This window comes from Pseudoalteromonas umbrosa (genome assembly GCF_030125375.1).
Lineage (GTDB): Bacteria > Pseudomonadota > Gammaproteobacteria > Enterobacterales > Alteromonadaceae > Pseudoalteromonas > Pseudoalteromonas umbrosa.
On sequence record NZ_JASJUU010000002.1, the window covers coordinates 247,641 to 266,185 of the forward strand.

General features: G+C 41.3%; 20 protein-coding genes. 10 read left to right on the forward strand and 10 right to left on the reverse strand.

All coding sequences use genetic code 11. From position 1 onward, the window contains the following. Positions 1 to 63 precede the first annotated feature (63 nt). Both QNM16_RS08365 and hemL read left to right on the forward strand, forming a co-directional pair. The gene (locus QNM16_RS08365; RefSeq protein ID WP_284020069.1) at positions 64 to 1,080 is read left to right on the forward strand and encodes an aspartate carbamoyltransferase; all 1,017 of its coding nucleotides are present in this window, start codon (positions 64 to 66) and stop codon (positions 1,078 to 1,080) included. A 16-nt stretch (positions 1,081 to 1,096) separates the two neighbouring features. Next, entirely contained in the window at positions 1,097 to 2,383 is a 1,287-nt protein-coding gene (gene hemL, locus QNM16_RS08370; protein ID WP_284020070.1) for a glutamate-1-semialdehyde 2,1-aminomutase, read from the forward strand. Positions 2,384 to 2,448: 65 nt separating this feature from the next. Here hemL and aroC read toward each other — a convergent pair whose 3' ends face one another. Further along, complete coding sequence (gene aroC / locus QNM16_RS08375; protein WP_284020071.1) at positions 2,449 to 3,549, reverse strand: chorismate synthase; 1,101 nt, start codon at positions 3,547 to 3,549, stop codon at positions 2,449 to 2,451. A gap of 146 nt (positions 3,550 to 3,695) precedes the next feature. Then, on the reverse strand, positions 3,696 to 4,631 hold the full coding sequence (gene prmB / locus QNM16_RS08380; RefSeq protein WP_063360212.1) for a 50S ribosomal protein L3 N(5)-glutamine methyltransferase: 936 nt from the start codon (positions 4,629 to 4,631) through the stop codon (positions 3,696 to 3,698). A gap of 83 nt (positions 4,632 to 4,714) precedes the next feature. Here prmB and smrB point away from each other — a divergent pair, with 83 nt between their 5' ends. From smrB to QNM16_RS08400, 4 genes are all read left to right on the forward strand, one after another. After that, positions 4,715 to 5,269: an endonuclease SmrB gene (gene smrB, locus QNM16_RS08385; RefSeq protein WP_284020072.1), complete on the forward strand. Its 555-nt coding sequence runs from the start codon at positions 4,715 to 4,717 to the stop codon at positions 5,267 to 5,269. Positions 5,270 to 5,436: 167 nt separating this feature from the next. Beyond that, positions 5,437 to 6,237: a response regulator gene (locus QNM16_RS08390; RefSeq protein WP_284020073.1), complete on the forward strand. Its 801-nt coding sequence runs from the start codon at positions 5,437 to 5,439 to the stop codon at positions 6,235 to 6,237. Between the two features lie 173 nt (positions 6,238 to 6,410). Continuing rightward, positions 6,411 to 6,656 (forward strand): hypothetical protein, encoded by a 246-nt coding sequence (locus QNM16_RS08395; RefSeq protein WP_284020074.1) that lies wholly within the window; start codon positions 6,411 to 6,413, stop codon positions 6,654 to 6,656. 1 nt (position 6,657) lies between these two features. Then, positions 6,658 to 6,783: a hypothetical protein gene (locus QNM16_RS08400; RefSeq protein WP_269199990.1), complete on the forward strand. Its 126-nt coding sequence runs from the start codon at positions 6,658 to 6,660 to the stop codon at positions 6,781 to 6,783. A gap of 66 nt (positions 6,784 to 6,849) precedes the next feature. Here QNM16_RS08400 and QNM16_RS08405 read toward each other — a convergent pair whose 3' ends face one another. After that, on the reverse strand, positions 6,850 to 7,455 hold the full coding sequence (locus QNM16_RS08405) for a peroxiredoxin C (RefSeq protein ID WP_023398641.1): 606 nt from the start codon (positions 7,453 to 7,455) through the stop codon (positions 6,850 to 6,852). A 228-nt stretch (positions 7,456 to 7,683) separates the two neighbouring features. Next, the gene (fadR, locus tag QNM16_RS08410; protein ID WP_284020075.1) at positions 7,684 to 8,397 is read right to left on the reverse strand and encodes a fatty acid metabolism transcriptional regulator FadR; all 714 of its coding nucleotides are present in this window, start codon (positions 8,395 to 8,397) and stop codon (positions 7,684 to 7,686) included. Between the two features lie 493 nt (positions 8,398 to 8,890). Between fadR and dsbB the strand changes: the two genes are divergently transcribed. Together dsbB and QNM16_RS08420 are read left to right on the forward strand one after the other, a co-directional pair. Then, the gene (gene dsbB / locus QNM16_RS08415; protein WP_284020076.1) at positions 8,891 to 9,397 is read left to right on the forward strand and encodes a disulfide bond formation protein DsbB; all 507 of its coding nucleotides are present in this window, start codon (positions 8,891 to 8,893) and stop codon (positions 9,395 to 9,397) included. Positions 9,398 to 9,410: 13 nt separating this feature from the next. Further along, positions 9,411 to 9,713, forward strand: a complete 303-nt coding sequence (locus QNM16_RS08420) for a hypothetical protein (RefSeq protein WP_284020077.1) — start codon at positions 9,411 to 9,413, stop codon at positions 9,711 to 9,713. Positions 9,714 to 9,729: 16 nt separating this feature from the next. On the opposite strand, the gene QNM16_RS08425 is transcribed toward QNM16_RS08420, so the two are convergent. Then, entirely contained in the window at positions 9,730 to 10,023 is a 294-nt protein-coding gene (locus tag QNM16_RS08425; RefSeq protein ID WP_284020078.1) for a ComEA family DNA-binding protein, read from the reverse strand. Between the two features lie 214 nt (positions 10,024 to 10,237). Between QNM16_RS08425 and QNM16_RS08430 the strand changes: the two genes are divergently transcribed. Next, on the forward strand, positions 10,238 to 10,549 hold the full coding sequence (locus QNM16_RS08430; protein ID WP_063360220.1) for a YebG family protein: 312 nt from the start codon (positions 10,238 to 10,240) through the stop codon (positions 10,547 to 10,549). A gap of 101 nt (positions 10,550 to 10,650) precedes the next feature. Here QNM16_RS08430 and QNM16_RS08435 read toward each other — a convergent pair whose 3' ends face one another. From QNM16_RS08435 to QNM16_RS08450, 4 genes are all read right to left on the reverse strand, one after another. After that, complete coding sequence (locus tag QNM16_RS08435; RefSeq protein ID WP_063360221.1) at positions 10,651 to 11,844, reverse strand: amino acid aminotransferase; 1,194 nt, start codon at positions 11,842 to 11,844, stop codon at positions 10,651 to 10,653. A gap of 175 nt (positions 11,845 to 12,019) precedes the next feature. After that, positions 12,020 to 12,679 (reverse strand): GAF domain-containing protein, encoded by a 660-nt coding sequence (locus QNM16_RS08440; protein ID WP_284020079.1) that lies wholly within the window; start codon positions 12,677 to 12,679, stop codon positions 12,020 to 12,022. 153 nt (positions 12,680 to 12,832) lie between these two features. Next, the gene (locus QNM16_RS08445) at positions 12,833 to 14,482 is read right to left on the reverse strand and encodes a SpoIIE family protein phosphatase (RefSeq protein ID WP_284020080.1); all 1,650 of its coding nucleotides are present in this window, start codon (positions 14,480 to 14,482) and stop codon (positions 12,833 to 12,835) included. A gap of 16 nt (positions 14,483 to 14,498) precedes the next feature. Continuing rightward, positions 14,499 to 14,804: an STAS domain-containing protein gene (locus tag QNM16_RS08450; RefSeq protein WP_039608683.1), complete on the reverse strand. Its 306-nt coding sequence runs from the start codon at positions 14,802 to 14,804 to the stop codon at positions 14,499 to 14,501. Positions 14,805 to 14,949: 145 nt separating this feature from the next. Here QNM16_RS08450 and yciH point away from each other — a divergent pair, with 145 nt between their 5' ends. Then, positions 14,950 to 15,279 carry a stress response translation initiation inhibitor YciH gene (gene yciH / locus QNM16_RS08455; protein ID WP_284020081.1) on the forward strand — a complete coding sequence of 110 codons (330 nt, stop codon included), beginning with the start codon at positions 14,950 to 14,952 and terminating at the stop codon, positions 15,277 to 15,279. Here yciH and QNM16_RS08460 read toward each other — a convergent pair. Continuing rightward, entirely contained in the window at positions 15,276 to 18,254 is a 2,979-nt protein-coding gene (locus tag QNM16_RS08460; RefSeq protein WP_284020082.1) for a bifunctional diguanylate cyclase/phosphodiesterase, read from the reverse strand. The genes yciH and QNM16_RS08460 overlap by 4 nt on opposite strands. Positions 18,255 to 18,545 lie beyond the last annotated feature (291 nt).

Consider the following 18,545-nt stretch of genomic DNA (forward strand, 5'->3'; position numbering starts at 1 on the left):
GGTTATCTCGGTTAGGAGCGCACCCTTGCCTCCTGTTGTCAATCTGTGATTAGGAATCGCCGCATGCTAAGTTTCCAAGGTGAAAACATCCTTTCTGTCAATCAACTCGATAGAGAAGCCATTGAATTAATTTTTGACGTTGCTAAACGCATGGAACCTTATGCTAAAAAGCATAAGCGCACTCAAGTACTTGAAGGTGCTGTACTGGCAAACTTATTCTTTGAGCCAAGTACTCGTACGCGTGTCAGTTTTGGTACTGCATTCAACTTATTAGGTGGTTTAGTAAGAGAAACCACAGGCATGCAAAGCTCTGCATTAGCTAAAGGTGAATCCTTATATGATACAGCGCGTGTTATTTCAGCCTACGCTGATGCTGTTGCTATGCGTCACCCGGATGCTGGCAGTGTGGCTGAATTTGCCACTGGCTCAGATGTGCCTGTTTTAAACGGTGGTGATGGACCAAACGAGCATCCAACACAAGCACTGTTAGATTTATTAACCATTGACCGAGAACTTAATCGTTTCGACCGCTCTGTTGATGGTATGCATATCGCCTTAGTCGGTGATCTAAAGTACGGTAGAACTGTGCATTCGCTCTCTAAACTTTTGTGCCACTATAAAAATATTAAGTTTTCAATGGTAGCACCAGATGGCTTGCAAATGCCAGATTATGTCTTAGATGCGGTCTCCAATGCTGGACACCAAATCGAGCTCGTATCTCAAATGGAAGGCAATCTAGCTGCTGATATCGTTTACCAAACGCGTATCCAAGAGGAGCGCTTCCCGTCTCAGGAGGAAGCAAACAAATACCGTGGCGGCTTCAGAATAAGCCAAGCAATCTACGACGCACACTGTAAGCCTGAATCAGTATTAATGCACCCACTCCCTAGAGATAGCCGCAGCGATGCGAATGAACTAGACAACGATTTAAATAGTAATGATAACTTGGCAATCTTCAGACAAGTACAAAACGGTGTATTGATCCGTATGGCACTTTTTGCACTGACGCTCGGTGTAGAAAACAAAGTACAGCAATACGAAACCAACGTACCTTGGTTCAGCAGAAAGCGCCAAAGTTAATCAAAAAGGATACATTATGACAATTAGCCAAGACTTATTTGAGCGTGCACAAACCTCTATACCTGGGGGCGTTAACTCGCCAGTAAGGGCATTTAATGGTGTGGGTGGCACACCGTTATTCATTACAAAAGCAGAAGGTCCATTTACCTTTGACGCTGACAATAATCGTTACATCGATTATGTTGGCTCTTGGGGACCGATGATCCTTGGCCACAACCACCCAGAAATCAAGCAAGCGGTGTTAGAAGCTGTTGAGAACGGCCTGAGCTACGGTGCGCCTACTGAAGCTGAAATCTTAATGGCAGAAAAAGTTAAAGCACTTGTTCCGTCGATTGAAAAAGTTCGTATGGTGAGCTCTGGTACCGAAGCGACAATGAGCGCGATCCGCCTTGCCCGAGGCTTCACTGGCAGAGATAAGATTTTAAAGTTCGAAGGCTGCTACCATGGTCATGCTGACTCTCTACTGGTAAAAGCAGGCTCTGGTGCACTAACAATGGGCGTACCAAATTCCCCGGGCATTCCTGCCGATTTTGCAAAACATACACTTACAGTGTCATTTAATAATTTGGATGAAGTCAAAGCGATTTTTGAAGAATATAAAGACGAAATCGCCTGTATCATAGTTGAACCCGTTGCAGGTAATATGAACTGCATCCCGCCTGTTAAAGGCTTTTTAGAGGGTCTTCGTGCGGTATGTGATGAGCACAAGTCAGTGCTTATCTTCGATGAAGTGATGACTGGCTTCCGTGTCGCCCTTGGTGGTGCACAAGCCTATTACAATATCGAGCCAGATCTGACTTGCTTGGGCAAAGTGATCGGTGGCGGTATGCCAGTTGGTGCCTTTGGAGGTAAGCGTGAAATCATGGATTACATCGCACCAGTAGGACCTGTTTATCAAGCTGGTACGCTCTCTGGTAACCCAATTGCGATGGCTGCAGGCCTTAAAGCACTTGAGTTACTTTCTAAGCCAAACTTACATGACGACCTAGAAGCAAAGAGCAAAGCGCTATGTGCTGGTTTTCAGGCTGCAGCGGATAAACACGGTATTCCACTGACGACTAACTTCGCCGGTGGCATGTTTGGCTTCTTTTTCACTTCGGCCGAGCGTGTTGACACCTACCAGCAGGCGACTGAATGTGACCTAGAAAGGTTTAAGCGCTTCTTCCACTTGATGCTAGAAGAAGGTGTGTACCTTGCACCATCTGCATTTGAAGCCGGCTTTGTAAGTACTATGCACAGCGATGAAGACATCAACAACACTATCGCAGCGGCTGATCGCGCTTTCGCTAAATTAATCGCTTAATCTAAAGTTCATTATTTAGCATATAGATATTTAGAAATAAAAAAGGCACCTTTCGGTGCCTTTCATTATTTAATCTGTCCAGGTATAGGACCTTGAGGCACTTCGACATGCGGGTTTTGTCCGCGCTGTCTAAGTAGGTGATCCATAATGGTAATGGCCATCATTGCTTCCGCAATTGGGATTGCGCGAATGCCCACACATGGGTCGTGACGACCTTTGGTTACCATCTCTACCGACTCATTAGCAGTATTAATACTCTGTCCAGGGACTGTAATGCTTGAAGTAGGTTTCAACGCAATCGACGCGATAATATCTTGTCCTGTAGAGATCCCGGCAAGTACGCCACCAGCATGATTGCTAACAAACCCATCGGGTGTTAACTCGTCTCTATGCTCTGAGCCCTTCTGCTCAACCACATCAAAACCATCACCAATCTCAACGCCTTTCACTGCATTGATACTCATTAGAGAGTGCGCAAGATCAGCATCGAGTCTATCAAATACTGGCTCACCTAAACCCACAGGCACGTTTTTAGCGACTACTTTCACTTTGGCACCAATTGAGTCACCTTGCTTTTTAAGGTCTCTCATATATTCATCCAAAGCGTCTAATTTGCTTTCATCTGGGAAGAAAAATGCGTTTTGCTCCGCCGCATCCCAGTTGAACACCTCAGCTTTAATTGGCCCAAGCTGCGACAGACAAGCGCAAACCTCAATACCATGGACTTGCTTGAGATATTTTTTAGCGATACCGCCTGCAGCAACACGAATTGCTGTTTCGCGTGCAGATGAACGTCCGCCACCACGATAGTCTCGATGACCATATTTATGCCAGTAGGTATAGTCACCGTGCCCTGGACGAAAAACATCCATGATCTTACTGTAATCTTTAGAGCGTTGATCGGTATTTTCAATCAGCAACCCAATACTCGTGCCGGTCGTTTTGCCCTCAAATACACCTGATAAAATCTTAATTTCGTCCCCTTCACGACGCTGTGTCGTGTAGCGGCTTTGCCCTGGCTTTCTTCTGTCTAGGTCTACCTGTAAGTCAGCCTCGCTGATTTCAAGCCCTGCCGGAACACCATCTACAACACCACCCAGTGCTGTACCATGGCTTTCACCGAAGGTTGTCACTCGAAATAGCTGGCCTATGCTATTGCCTGCCATTAACTTTCCTCATTCCTCGTTACGGTTTTGGCCTAAAGCCTCAATGGGGATATGCCCCAAGTTTTGACAATGTTCATCACTGTCATACCTTGCCGTATCAAGCTGCCAATGAATAGGTTTCATTTGCAGGCAATATACAGCAAAGCTTAATCGTTAAAGTATGCTACCAATTCTTTTTTACTGATCATAAACACACCTAAACCGCCGTGCTCAAATTCAAGCCAAGTAAATGGCGCACCCGGATACAATGCATCCATATGTACCATAGAATTACCCACCTCGACAAATAGAATCCCGTTCTCTGTTAGATGCTCGGCCGCATCTTGGAGCAGTACTCGAGTCACATCTAAGCCATCGTCACCAGACGCGAGACCTAATTCAGGCTCATGATGAAACTCATCTGGAAGATCTGCCATATCTTCAGCATCAACATAAGGTGGATTTGCGACAATTAAATCGTACTTTTGACCCGGCACACCACTAAAGACGTCAGACTGAATCGCAAATACACGCTCATCCATCATATGATCATGAATATTCATTTCGGCCACGGCCAGCGCATCAAAAGAAATATCCACTGCATCCACTTGTGCATTTTCAAAATGCTTAGCCAGTGCAATCGCAATACATGCAGAACCCGTGCACATATCTAAAATACGAGTCACTTCTTCTGGTGCTTGAACCCAAGGTTGAAACTGTTGGGTGATCAACTCTGCAAATGGAGAGCGTGGCACCAATACGCGTTCATCAACATAAAATGGCATACCTGCAAACCAAGCTTGGTTGGTAAGGTAAGGCACTGGCATGCGCTGCTCAATACGCAACTTGATGACTTCAATTAAACGCTTTTTTTCTGTTCTGGTCAGCCTAGCTTGCATTAGGTCTTTTGGCGCATCTATCGGCAAGTTTAGCGTTGGCAAGAGTAAATTTACCGCCTCATCCCAAGGATTGTCGGTTCCATGGCCATAAAAAAGCCCATTTGCAACAAACTGACTTGTCGTCCAACGCAGCCAATCTTGCATGGTTACCAGATCTTCATAAGCCTCTTGGGCGATTTCATTGGTTATTGCTAATTCACTCATGATTATTCTCACACTTTGTAGATAGCCGCATTGTAGCGGTTTTTAGACTAGGTTTTTATGCTTTTTTTATTTAAAATGCGCGAATGACTAGAGAATACCCTGAAGTAGCTATGGCCTCTGATGACTTTGATTTATTCCGTGATGCAATTTCCGGAACACAACCCCTTAAGCAAGACACTGTGGTGCACGAACGAAAAGCCACCCGCTTCAAAGGCGAAGTAATTGCTGAGCAAAAGAAACAACATCAAGCTGAGTTTTATTTTTCAGATGAGTACGTTCCAGATATTGATACTCATGGCACCATCAACTTTGTCAGACCGTGTGCCGATAAGTACCTTGCAAAGCAGTTAAGGCGCGGTGACTATGCGCCAGAGCTGATTTTAGATATGCATGGAATGAATAAAGAAACCGCAAAAGATGAACTTGCTGCGCTTATTCACGCCTGTAAAAAACAGCATGTAAGTTGCGCGTGCATCGTACATGGTATTGGCGAGCGTATTTTGAAGCACAAGGTACCCCATTACTTGGTACAGCACCCTGATATTCTTGCTATGCACCAAGCGCCTCTTGAGTATGGTGGAAAAGGCGCCATTTTGATATTGGTTGATTTACCCCAAAACCCTGAATTTCGCAGATAAAAGTTAACAAGCATTAACGCAATCATTATCCAAACTAGCCTGACGTTTACAAATACGCTATATTAGCCTGAATCATGTGCAGCCAGTTGATGAAAAAAGCCGACGTTAGGTGAATAAATTGTACTGGCTGAAGACATTTAGCTTCTGTTTCTATCCTCAGGTTTAAAATGAACGATTTACTCAGTACAGATCTGACGATTTTACTCGTCGAACCCTCTGTGACCCAACGAAAGATTATCGCCAAAGAGCTCCAAGATGAAGGCGTGCAAAATATTGACTTCGCCGATTCAGTCAGTAGCGCCATAAATGCACTCAATCAAAATTTACCGGATCTCATAATCTGTACGCTGTACTTGGCAGATGGAGACGCACTTGCTCTATTGGACCATGTTCACGAGCACTTCAGTGAACATCAATTACCCTTTATGCTCGTCTCCAGTGAAACTCGCCGGAAACAGCTTGAAGCCTACAAACAATCAGGGGTTGTTGCGATTCTGCCAAAGCCATTTACCAAAGAGCATTTAGGCAAAGCCATTAACGCCACCTTGGATTTACTCTCGCCACAAGAGCTTGAGCTTGAGTTATACGACATTCAAGATTTGCGAATTTTGGTCGTTGACGACTCCATGTTGGCCCGTAACCACATTCAACGTGTTCTGCAAAATCTTGGCGCAACGCGTATCAGTGAAGCTGAAAATGGTGCTCAGGCTTTAAGTGTATTAAATGAAAGCATGTTCGATTTAATCGTCACTGATTTCAACATGCCTGAAGTCAACGGACAAGAGCTGACAGAGGCAATTCGTCGCTCAGATGAACATGCCCATGTGCCGGTATTAATGGTAACGTCTGAGGCCAATGAAACACATTTAGCAAATGTTGCGCAATCAGGCGTCAATGCAATGTGTGATAAGCCTTTTGAACCTAATATCGTAAAACAGCTTATCTTTCAAATGTTAGAGCAAAATTAACCATAAATTAGTTATTTAAGCCATTCTTATTGGCCAAATCGACCACACCTCGATTTTGGCCAACTATCTGAAAAATGAAAACCTCATAAATATCATTAACTTAAAAATAAAATCTAAGCTGGCACAACCTTTGTAATAGTTATTACGTCTAAACAATCAAAGGGAACAACAGCATGAACTTATTTACTAAAGTACTTACAACTAGCCTTTTTATTGGTCTGTCAGCTTCAGCTAACGCGAATACGATTAGCAGTGATTTGTTAAGTGATGTGCAAAGTCGAGTGAGTGAAAATATTCAATTGAGTTTAGTGGAATTAAAAATAAACACTAAAAAGGCACTAGTAGATAGTTTGATCCGTACCAATAAGGACATCGAAATCGACCAGCCTGAAACAACACAGGCTAAAAAGGATAACTAATATGTTTAGTGAAGTAACATTGATTAGCTTATTAGCGATGCCAGTAGTGAGCTTATTGCTGGCATATTTTTCGATAGAAACCATCAAGATGATCAGTCAAAAGTGGTTTGAAGAGAGTACCTCATGATGTGGCGATTTATAACAATAAAAAACCCGCACAAGGCGGGTTTTTAAAACTAATCGAAGTTGCTAATTATAGCTCGCCTTCGTTTTCAGATAGGAACTTAGCAACACCTTCTGGGCTTGCGTCCATACCTGATTTACCTTCAGTCCAACCTGCAGGACATACTTCACCGTGCTCTTCGTGGAACGCTAGAGCGTCAACCATGCGAAGCATTTCGTCGATGTTACGACCTAGAGGTAGATCGTTAACTACTTGGTGACGTACGTTACCTTCAGAGTCGATTAGGAAAGAACCACGGAAAGCAACACCAGCTTCTGGGTGCTCAACGTCGTATGCTTGACAGATTTCGTGCTTAACGTCAGCAACTAGGTCATATTTAACTGGACCGATACCGCCTTCGTTAACTGGTGTGTTACGCCATGCATTGTGTGAGAATTGAGAATCGATAGAAACACCGATTACTTCAACGCCACGCTTTTGGAATTCTTCGAAACGCTTGTCAAAAGCGATAAGCTCTGAAGGACAAACAAAAGTGAAGTCTAGTGGGTAAAAGAATACAACTGCTTTTTTACCTTTGATACGCTCATGTAGATTATAGCTATCTACGATTTCACCATTACCTAGTACTGCTGCTGCTGTAAAGTCAGGAGCCTGACGGCCAACTAATACACCCATTGTTTTCTCCAAATAGTTAGGTTTAGTTCCAATATACAAATCGTTTTGTAATTTGATTCTAATTATTGAGGCGCTGTTTACGAAAAACAACCCCTTGAAAAAATTTGCCTAAGTTTATTCAGCTCTGAAGAAAAATAACAATCGAATTATCCGATAGGTACAATCTAAAAATTCGATGGGGCCAATATTTGGACACAAAAAAGCCCCTTTCGGGGCTCTTTTAAATATTTAATCCATAATGTCATTTGGCATGTCGGCACGAATAACCTGCCATAACTCACTTGACTGATGACCATATTTACGGATAAGCGCAATCGCTCTATCGTAGTCGCCTTGCTCAGCCAATGCCGTTAAATCACGGTAGAACTCTCTGGTCAATTTACGAATTTTTGGCTCCGAGAAGTAATGGCAACCGATTTTCGAATAAAGGCCTCTAAAGCCATTTAAAATCAATACATAAATTTTGTTACCACCAGCAATTGCAAGCTGATGATGTACTTGGTAATCATAATCTGCAAATGCTTCAGCCGTATCAGGTAGCTCCTGATATTGCGCCAGAATTTCAATCACTTTTTCAGCATTTAATTTAATCGCAGCACGAGTATAAATTGCACTGATGTTTGTTCGTGCAGACAACAATTGATCGGTTAATTCAGGGACTTTATCTTCATCAAGACGCGCAAGTGCCTCTAAGATATTTAGACCCGATGTCTCCCAGAAGTTATTCACACGTGTTGGCTTGCCATGCTGAATTGTTAACCAACCATCACGCGCTAATCTCTGTAATACTTCCCTTAAGGTTGTACGAGTCACACCGATAAGTTCTGATAGTTCACGCTCGGCCGGCAATATCGACCCTGGTGGAAACTCACCATTCCAAATCGACTCTACTATATATTCCTCAGCAAATCCCGCTGGGCTCTTGGCTTTAAAAATTCTCATTTTGCACCACTTAATTTACAACCAAAGGCTAGATACATTCAACGCAAGCGACACTCGGTAGCAGGCGGAGCATGATACTGCAACTCGTTAATCTACTGATTGTACCAGATGGATATAAAGTAACAAGCGCAACTGTGACATGAAGACAGAGTTATTCACGTTTAGATAGTATAAACGAACAAATTGCTTAGTTTTGCCATAACATAAACAGCATTGAGAGCTGCTTTTTTACAACACATTTAGCCAACAATATTGCGCGTAATATCACTTGAGCTTAGATAGTCACTCTTCATAAAAGAAATGACCGATAACAACATAAAGTGGAACTAAATTAAAAATGAATAGACTAACGGTCTGTTTACTAAACACATTAAAACCCTACAAAGTAAAATAAAAGCAATTTACCCTCCTTAATGTGACCTACATTAAGATGCAAATAGCTTGAAGCATTGATACTAGATAGCCATAATAGCGTGCAAAAAAGGAGATATACATGTTTGATAGACTCGCGAGTTTTTCTCGAACCACAACAGCTTGGGGCTTATTGTTTTTAAGTGCACTTACTTTCGAAGTCGTTGCACTATACTTTCAATATGCCATGGGCTTAGAGCCCTGCGTGATGTGTATCTATCAACGTACAGCAATGCTAGGGGTTTTAATAGCCGCCTTTGTTGGTCTTTGTGGTAACAAGAATTACTTTGTTCGATTGATAGCGACTGCTGGTTGGGGTATTTCAGCTATATGGGGGTGGCTACTTGCACGCGAGCACCTTGATATGCAAACCACTACAGATCCTTTTGCTTTTACCTGTGCTTTCGAACCAAGCTTCCCTGTTCCTTTACATGAATGGGTCCCATCCTTTTTTGCTGTAACAGGTAGCTGCTCAAACATAGACTGGTCTTTTGCAGGACTATCTATGCCGGGCTGGATGGAAGTTATTTTTGCAATTTATGCCATTAGCTTTTTGATCTTTGCACCTATGATTATTTTTAAGAAGTAAATTAGAGAAATATATGATTTTTAGACTAAGCCAAGTTCCTGCACTTTCTTCGCTGTCTTTACGAGAAAAACAGCAAGTTAAGGCGATAGCAATCTCCATGCTGTCTGCAAAAAATAAGGTTATATTGGCTGTATGTAAACTTGCTTTGTTGACTCCCTTATTCATGGCACTCGCCTACTTTGAAGGCTGGTCACTTTTACCTGTATTGCTCATCACAGGTATTGCATACCCGCTCTTAACAGCCCCCATTGAAGTACAGTTTGCTTTAAAAAATTTAGATAAAGCTTTATCTGAGTTTAAGCAGAGCCAAAATTAGGCTCTGCTTTTTCCATTTATTCCAATACGACATGGGCCTGTATTTTATCTATTAGTCCTGCCCCTATACCTTTCACTCTTGCCAGCTCTTGTATATTGAAAAATAATCCTTCTCGCTCCCTTGAGTCCACAATTGCTTGCGCCTTTGATTTGCCTATTCCAGGTAATTTCATTAGCTCATCAACTGCTGCTGTATTCACATTGACCTGTAAGGTCGACGTTTCAATATCCTCTACTGCTTGTGCCAGAACCACATTGTTAAAAGCTAGCAATAGTACTAGTAAGCCAATATTCCATATTTTCCTTAACATTTAATTTCTCCTTAAAAAGTTTGTGAGTTTCATCATGCTTAAAAAGGTGATTAAGCTATCTAACCATAGGATTTATCACTGACTTTTGTAAAATACCTAAGAATATTTTCATTGTATTTTTTTCATATGGATCGTCTAATTGGCAGCGATTGAGTTGCAAAAAAATCAAATACAGTTTACTGTATAAAAAAACAGTGTTTTATGGAGGGTGATCATGGCTGTTATAGTAAAGTATGTGGTTGAAAGAAATGGAGTAGAGCGAATGACATTTACTAGCAAAAAAGAGGCAGATGCCTACGATAAAATGCTGGATGTGGCAGAGGCGCTTGAAGGGATGCTAGATAAGGTAGATGTGCCACTGAGCGAGCAACAAGTAGAGTCTCTTGCGCTAGAAATGGCAAAATACAAAGACGACTTTATCTCTGTACTAAAAGGTAGTAAGCCAACCGCAGAAAAAGAGCCGAAAAAAACGACCAAAAAAGCCGACGTTGAAGATGATAAGGTGACTGCTATTAAACAAGCATGATACTGCCTTTATCTATACTTGCTTATTCGTTCCAAAAACGCAAAAACGCCGACCTATCAATATAGCTCGGCGTTTTAATATACTTGAAATATCTTGTTAGATTACTTCAATACTGACGCTACAGCATCTGCAAAGTAATCAATATTACTGTGGCTAATACCTGCAACATTTACACGGCTAGAGCCCACAATATAAATTGAATACTCTTCACGAAGACGATCAATCTGCGCTTTGTTAATCCCTAAGAAAGAGAACATACCGTGCTGACGCTCAATGAATGAGAAGTCATGTCCTGTATTTCTTTGCTCAAGACTGTCTTTAACCAAGCTGCGAAGGCCATTAATTCTGTCACGCATTTCAGCCAGCTCTTGATGCCATTGCTGTGTCAATTCATCGCTCGATAAAATCGTATTTACAATATCAGCACCATGTGCTGGCGGCATAGAATAAATACTACGAACAACGCTTAACAGTACTGAATTTGCAACATCCGCATTCGCTGCATCTTTTGAAATAATTGAACATGCGCCAATTCGCTCTCGGTAAAGGCCAAAGTTTTTAGAGCATGAAGAGCAGATAATCATCTCTTCTACTGTCTGAGCCAATAAACGCAGGCCATTAGCGTCTTCATCTAAACTAGTACCGAAACCCTGATATGCAATATCTACTAATGGTGTAAAGCCCACTTCTTTAGCAAGATCTGCAAAAATTTGCCACTGCTCTGCATTTAAGTCCATACCACTTGGGTTATGACAACACGCATGTACTAAAACAACATCACCTTTTGGTACTTGCTTTAGTGTGTCAATCATCTCGTCAAAAAGCAGACCTTTGTTTTCATAATCGTAGTAAGGGTACTCTTTTACCGTTAAGCCAGCCGCTTCAAACAAACTGATGTGGTTTGCCCATGTTGGCGTAGTTACCCATACTGTCGCATCTTTGTTACAGCGCTTAATAAATTCAGCTGCAACACGCAATGAACCTGTACCACCAGGTGTTTGTGCCGTGCGAACGCGATTGGCAAGTAATGTTGTATGACTATCGCTTAATAGCAGTTGTTCCATCTTTGTACAGAAATCTAAATTACCTGCTAATCCAATATACGATTTTGTTGTTTCATTTTCTAAACGAAATGCTTCTGCTTTTTTAACCGCTTTTAAAACTGGTGTAGCACCCTGCTCATCTTTATATACACCAACACCTAAATCAATCTTGTTAGGGTTATCGTCTTGTTTATAAGCTGCCATTAGGCCCAAAATAGGATCTGTAGGTAATGGTTTTAGTTCTGAAAACATGTGTATTTTATTCCTATTAAAACTGATACGCACAAAATTTGAAGAGACGAAGAGTCACTCACATCTTTGCAAGATCGCCTCTAATAATTTAAGTATTTAACTCAATATTACGTAGCAATTGTGGGGGTTATAGTTGCCATAATACTACCACAATTTAACAAGAACACGAGCCTTGTTACTTGGGAAGGTAATGCGTTATTTTCATGCAAGCTGCGACAAGTACAGATAAATTGTCAGCAGTAAAAAAGTCTTTACTAAATGCTTCTGCATCAATGATCCCGACACAATCAAGTTTGTCATTTAATAAAGGTATGCAAACCTCAGCCTGAACTTTTGGGTCACAGGTATAATATTCACCGCCCTGTGCAATATATTCGGGAATATTATTGATAATACGAGATGTTTCAGAAAGTACTGTCTGAATATTATTTGATGTCGCTGCAAATTGCTCATTGATAGGAAATAATGGACGACTAGGTGCTCCATTGTATGCGAGTTTAAGCAATTGTTGCTCACCGTCAACTTGCCTTGACTGATAAATACCGAACCACTCCACGCCAGTTTTATTAGTAACAAACTCGACAATTGTTTGAAGCTTAGACAATAAAGCATCATTTTCTTGAGTTTGCTCTATCACTGATGCCAATTCAAATGGTGCGTCTTGTAAATGACCAAACAAGCTACAACTCCCACCCTCACCAAGTTCAGGTATTTGATAAGACCATCTCATTTGAGCTTGATGTGACGCCAAGTAAACATCCAACTCATCAAGCTGTAATTGAACAAGTGTATGGTCAAGGGAGGTTTGTGTTTTATCCAAGTATGCAGAAATCATTTAGCCATCCAAACATCTATATATCTAAAACTAATTTAACACGCAAACACGCCTTTGCCTATAGCCATCAGCATATTTTTTACTTTTGGGTATTATAAGAAAGGGGGGATCGTAAAAAAATTTCAATACTAAGAAGTGATTATGGAGAAGTGCTTAATCCAGCGAATATACTAATTTAACTTCATTACCAATACGATTGTAGCTGACACTGTCAGCAATTTCTGATAACAGCTGAACACCCCGCCCATGCTCTTCGGACAGTGTGCTGTCGCTTTGTAGTTCAGGTTGAGAAAATCCTCTACCTGAATCTTTAATGTCAAAAGTGATCGATCGCTTCTCAGGGTTGTAGGATGCTAAAATCTCAATGGATGCTGTGTCCAACTTTGATAACGCCTCGGCACGCTGTGTGTAGTACTCTAAAAACCCATCTTCTTGATTTTTTAACTCTGAACTGATCCCTAAAACTCCATGATCTAAAGAATTATTATATGCCTCAGATAACAGTAAAAATATATTAGAGCGATGTGCGTCTACACCTTCAACATTGCTCAATACATTGACTACTTCCAAAACAGGATCGGTATTTTTCATCTGCTCGGCATCTAAAGAGACCGCAATCTCGAAGGGAATAGAAGAATAATGTGTATCACCAATTTGCTCTAACTCTGCAGGTAAACAATTAACGATTGCGATACTTAGATCATCTTGCTGTTCAGCGTGCTGCGCATAGTTACGTACTTGATCAATGACATTTTGTGTGGTGATTGCGGGTGTGCTTTGCAATGTATCGACAAATCTCCCTTCTCCAAACATTTCTCCATCAGGTCCTTCACTTTCAATGATACCATCCGTTGCCATCACTAAACGTGTTCCTTGATCCACCTCAAAATGTAAAATAGTTCTCTCAAACTCATCATCATCTAAAATCCCTAGAGCCATATGCTGTGACTCCACGGTTTTTAAAACACGACCTTCTTTATTAACTAAGTACACATCGGGCAACCCGCCTAGCCAAGCTGAAATATTTTTTCCTGAACTACTGAGTTCAATAATTGCCGCTGCACAAAACATATGGCCAGGCAATAAAGTATACAAGGAGCTATTTAACTCCGTGGCGATATCGCCAACAGCCATTCCTTTTTGTACCATGGTGTAAAAAATGCGTGAAGCAGGTAAAGCACCAACAGCTGCAGCTAAACCATGGCCAGTAAAATCCCCTAATAAACAATAAAACCCACCAATCGGACTTTTCGCCATTAGGAACATATCACCGTTAAACATAGATGCGGGAGACAAATGAAAATCACAGAGTTTGTCGAATCTCTCTTGCCCTGATAAAGCATTACGGAAGATATGCTCTACTATTTCGTGTTCACGCTCTGTTTGGTTATAGTGATACTCTAGTTGTTTCTTTTGCTCATTTGCTTCCTTACTGAGCTTTCTGGTGCGGGCGTGCGCTCTAATCTTAGCCGATAGAATAATTCTATCAAATGGCTTGTGTATAAAGTCGTCTCCGCCGACTCTCAAACATTTCTCAAAGCTGGCATGATCTTCAAGCGCCGTAATAAAAATGATGGGCAAATACACATCACCTGCGTATTCTTTTATTTTGGGTGCTGTTTCAAACCCATTCATCACCGGCATCATGACATCAAGCAAAACAATATCAACTTCATGCTGGTGTAATAAAGTCAAAGCTTCTTGACCATTATTAGCCACCAAAACATCATAATGCTGCTGCTCAAGCATAGCTGTGAGCAGCCTACAGTTAAGGGGTTGATCATCAACCACTAAAATAAGCATGCTAGATTAAGCTCTGCTAATCAATTTCAAACTTTTTATCGAATCTAGAAATTTGCAGTATCTTTTTTAACTGTGGTCGACAATTACTTATCTGAATACTCCCGACTGAGTCGCCGAGCGTTTTTTTCATATTTAATAACATTCCCAGTGCTGAGCTGTCCATGTAGTCTGTGTCTCGCAAATCAACAACGACTTTCTCAGTTTCATCGTTCACTTCGGCGTATGCTTGGCGAAATGATTGCACTAAATTAAAGTCAAACTTCCCTTTAATCTGAATTGTTAAGGTCTTTCCGTCAGCTGAAGCATTTTTGCTCAGGCTCATTGCAAGCTCCTACTCTAAATTTGGTTTTGTTATCCATCTTTATGCTTTAAATATAATCGTATTACGTAATTTCGCCAAAAAAATATAACGACACAAAACACTTTTTGTTAGTATCCAAATTAAGGTAACTAGTTTGGAGTAAGTAATGTCAGATGGTCGTTTAGTATATTCTACCGAGCTGGGTCGAATTAAACCAGAAGACGAGCAGCCACAACATGAAGTTAAGCTGTTTAAAGATGGCCATATTCGTATCGAGCGTCAAACCAAAGGGCGAAAGGGTAAAGGTGTTATGTTAGTCGTAGGGATTGACCCTAGCGAACATGACTTGAAAAAACTCGCAAAAACACTAAAAAGCAAGATGGGACAAGGTGGTGCAGTCAAAGATGGGGTTATTGAAATTCAAGGCGACGATAGAGAAAAACTGAAAGGCCTACTGATTGCACAGGGGTTTAAAGTTAAAATCGCAGGGGGCTAATTCCCTGCTACTTTCATTATTTCTGGGTCCTGTGCAAACACCCCCTGCTCCGTCAATGGCGCACTGTAATAATACCCTTGCACTATATGACAGTTATTACGTTGCAAAAATGCCACTTGCTCGGCAGTTTCTACCCCTTCAGCAACCACTTTCATGCTAAGCTTCTGTGCCATAGCAATGATAGCCGCAGTGATTTCCATATCGTTCGTATCTTGAGGTATATCTTTAACAAATGATCTATCCACTTTAAGCACATCTACGGGGAAACGTTTCAGATAGCTGAGTGAAGAGTAACCCGTGCCAAAATCATCAATCGACAATGATACGCCTAACTTTTTCATCTCTTTTAACTGCTCAATAGCAGCTTCTACATCCCCCATCAACATACTTTCTGTCAGCTCTAAATGGAGCATTGATGGAGGAAGTCCAACTTCGTTTAAAGTGTAAGAAATGGTATCAATTAAATTTGAATCCTTAAATTGACGAGCAGACAAGTTGATTGAAATGTCTGCAGTATACCCTTTAGATTTAAGTACGGCAGAAAAGCGACATGCTTCTTTTAAAACCCATGTGCCAATTTCTACAATCAATCCAGTAGCCTCTGCAATAGGAATAAACTTCGTTGGTGGAATATTACCTTCAGTTGGGTGATTCCACCTGATCAGCGCTTCATAGCCCACTATCTTCCCTGTTCGGCTGTCAATTTGAGGCTGGTATTGCAGCGAGAATTGCTGACTTTTGATGGCTTGGCGCAGCTCATTTTCTATGTGCAGACGCTCATTTGCTGCTGCATTCAACTCCTGTGAGTAGAAGTGGAAAGTATTTCGGCCTTTTGCTTTTGCTTCATACATGGCCAGATCTGCATGCTTTAACAATTGCTCTTCTTCTTGGCTATCAAATGGTGCAAGCGTAATACCGATGCTCGCACTGACTATCACCTCATTGTTACCAAGCAGAATAGGCTGCCCTAACGTCTTTTGAATAGTGTGAGCAACGTCCATGGCATTATCTCGCGTGCTTATTCCACTGAGCAAAACAGCAAACTCGTCACCGCCTAAACGGGCAATGGTGTCTTCCGCTCTGAGGCGTTGCTTCAATCTGTCTGCAACTTCTACTAACAGTCTATCTCCAGCATCATGACCCAGTGTATCGTTAATGCGTTTAAATTCATCCAAGTCGAAATAAAACAACGCAAATGCATAATGCCCCCGAGACGCCAGCGCCATAGACTTTCGCAATTGCATACGGAAAAAAGTACGATTAGCGAGTCCAGTCAATGTATCAAAATAAGCCAATTCCTCCATTTTTCTTTGGCTTTCTTTGACAAAAGAGATGTCTTGCGCAGACGCAACATAGCTTGAAATACGTCCCCCATTCTCTCGAATTGGAGAGATGCTCAAGCTCACCCAAATTTGCTCGTTATCACTACTTTGTAGCAGTGTATCACCACGCCAGTAATTTCGGCTTTTCAAATCAAAGTCGATGTCGTCGATTAAAATCGCCATTTCGTTTGAAATAATGCCTAGTAACGGAGAGTCCAAAAAGTGAGACTCAGAGAATCCTGTCATTTCTACCATTTTAGGATTGACGTATTCTATCTTAAAACGTTCATTGGTAATCACCACGCCAGTGCCTGAGAAAGCAACTGCTTTAGACAACCTATTTGCTGCTTTTTCAGCGATTTCCTTTTCACTGATCCTTTGGTTTAAGCCATTCACCAACTTTTTAATGTCGTCACTCATATCATTAAATGATGCGTTAAGGAGTCCGATCTCATCATCACTATCAGTGAGTTTAGGGTGATCCCACTGGCCGCGTCCAAAACTAATTAGCACTTTTACCAGTTGATTTATACGCTTCAAAATCAGGTGATAAATCACTTGATGCAATAACATTGCGACGAAACCAGCATACAAAACAAATAAGCCAAAAAACTTTACTTTAAGTTCTTCGAGTGCATATAAAGCAGTATCTCTGCGTTTATACATACCCACATACCAGTCCAGCTCTCCAAGGTGCATCACATTGGCAATATGACCGGCCTTATCATGAATAAATTCGTCTTGATAACTTGGTAGCCTCACTTTCAATGCGGTGTCTATTACACGCTGAATCGCTTTTGGCAGAACCTCTTTTGTCTTTAATTCAGGCGTATCTGTCGCATCAATTAAATTGGGAGCAGACACTATTCGTCCTTGTTTATCGAAGATAATATAGCTTTGATCCGCTGTCGGCTTTGGTAAATGAGACAACAAGGTTTCTAGTTCCAAATCGCTGCCAGTAAAGCCTCGATATTCATCCCCTTCGTATAGTGGTACCAAAATGCTCACAACCCACTTATTCCAAACAGGATCATGATGCACATCAGACCAAATTGCTTCCCGAGTGGGATTTAACTCTTCATGCAGAAGTGGCTGTGCATGAATATTGGCTTGTCTATTTTGTGTACTGTCTAAAAGCACAGAATTAGGTGGTGCAATCCGGACAAAATTTTCAGTGGTATAGATATAAAAATTAAAAAAGTCCTGCAATAGAATTGGAGATAGTGTATTCCACAGTATCTCTGAGTTTTGGAAAAGTGCCTTATCAGAGTCAGTCAATGAGTCTTTTAATATATACGCTGCTGACATGCCATTTGCAGCAACACTATGTACCTTACCATCCAGTACATTAACAGGCACATCAACAGCAATGGGAGAGTTGTTAACAGGAAGCAGCTTTTTTGTCACGACTACATTCGTTTGCTGGGCTAAGTTTTTTTTCAGTTCTAGATACTGAACAAACTGCTGAAGCATTTGCTCACTTAAATCGTGTAGTTGCACAAACTCAGCTTCTATAAGGTGCTTCTCTTCAGACTTTAACATCAGAGCAGCAGCAAACACCCCCGCAATAACACACACGGCGGAAATCAAAATCGATAATTTCACACTTAGAGAATTAGCACCAAAACGTGAAGGGGGACGACGATTGCCCACGATAAACTCTTTACCCAGTTATGTTTTTTTTCATTTATTGTTTTGAATATATCAGATCAGACAAATCGTAGCCAATGCATTTCTGGTAAAATTTAAAATAGCTTGTTGTAATTGCCTTAATATCTGTGTTAATAATATTGATAACACTGTGAATATGAAAACGAACAGATTATGAACTATTTTACGCGCCGCTACTTTTTCTTTTTTAGCTTCTTTAGGTGAAGAGGCTTAACTGTTTGCGCGTGAAAACGAATAGCTAAGCCTCCCAACATTTGGGAGGCTTTTTTTTTG

Excerpts from the sequence above, each read along its gene's own strand:
- hemL (WP_284020070.1), top strand. The coding sequence starts at position 1,097 with ATGACAATTAGCCAAGACTTATTTGAGCGTGCACAAACCTCTATACCT.
- QNM16_RS08425 (WP_284020078.1), bottom strand. The coding sequence starts at position 10,023 with ATGTTAAGGAAAATATGGAATATTGGCTTACTAGTACTATTGCTAGCT.
- prmB (WP_063360212.1), bottom strand. The coding sequence starts at position 4,631 with ATGAGTGAATTAGCAATAACCAATGAAATCGCCCAAGAGGCTTATGAA.
- yciH (WP_284020081.1), top strand. The coding sequence starts at position 14,950 with ATGTCAGATGGTCGTTTAGTATATTCTACCGAGCTGGGTCGAATTAAA.
- QNM16_RS08390 (WP_284020073.1), top strand. The coding sequence starts at position 5,437 with ATGAACGATTTACTCAGTACAGATCTGACGATTTTACTCGTCGAACCC.
- QNM16_RS08450 (WP_039608683.1), bottom strand. The coding sequence starts at position 14,804 with ATGAGCCTGAGCAAAAATGCTTCAGCTGACGGAAAGACCTTAACAATT.
- QNM16_RS08395 (WP_284020074.1), top strand. The coding sequence starts at position 6,411 with ATGAACTTATTTACTAAAGTACTTACAACTAGCCTTTTTATTGGTCTG.
- QNM16_RS08420 (WP_284020077.1), top strand. The coding sequence starts at position 9,411 with ATGATTTTTAGACTAAGCCAAGTTCCTGCACTTTCTTCGCTGTCTTTA.
- QNM16_RS08430 (WP_063360220.1), top strand. The coding sequence starts at position 10,238 with ATGGCTGTTATAGTAAAGTATGTGGTTGAAAGAAATGGAGTAGAGCGA.
- fadR (WP_284020075.1), bottom strand. The coding sequence starts at position 8,397 with ATGAGAATTTTTAAAGCCAAGAGCCCAGCGGGATTTGCTGAGGAATAT.
- QNM16_RS08445 (WP_284020080.1), bottom strand. The coding sequence starts at position 14,482 with ATGCTTATTTTAGTGGTTGATGATCAACCCCTTAACTGTAGGCTGCTC.
- aroC (WP_284020071.1), bottom strand. The coding sequence starts at position 3,549 with ATGGCAGGCAATAGCATAGGCCAGCTATTTCGAGTGACAACCTTCGGT.
- QNM16_RS08400 (WP_269199990.1), top strand. The coding sequence starts at position 6,658 with ATGTTTAGTGAAGTAACATTGATTAGCTTATTAGCGATGCCAGTAGTG.
- smrB (WP_284020072.1), top strand. The coding sequence starts at position 4,715 with ATGACTAGAGAATACCCTGAAGTAGCTATGGCCTCTGATGACTTTGAT.
- QNM16_RS08440 (WP_284020079.1), bottom strand. The coding sequence starts at position 12,679 with ATGATTTCTGCATACTTGGATAAAACACAAACCTCCCTTGACCATACA.
- QNM16_RS08405 (WP_023398641.1), bottom strand. The coding sequence starts at position 7,455 with ATGGGTGTATTAGTTGGCCGTCAGGCTCCTGACTTTACAGCAGCAGCA.
- QNM16_RS08365 (WP_284020069.1), top strand. The coding sequence starts at position 64 with ATGCTAAGTTTCCAAGGTGAAAACATCCTTTCTGTCAATCAACTCGAT.
- dsbB (WP_284020076.1), top strand. The coding sequence starts at position 8,891 with ATGTTTGATAGACTCGCGAGTTTTTCTCGAACCACAACAGCTTGGGGC.
- QNM16_RS08435 (WP_063360221.1), bottom strand. The coding sequence starts at position 11,844 with ATGTTTTCAGAACTAAAACCATTACCTACAGATCCTATTTTGGGCCTA.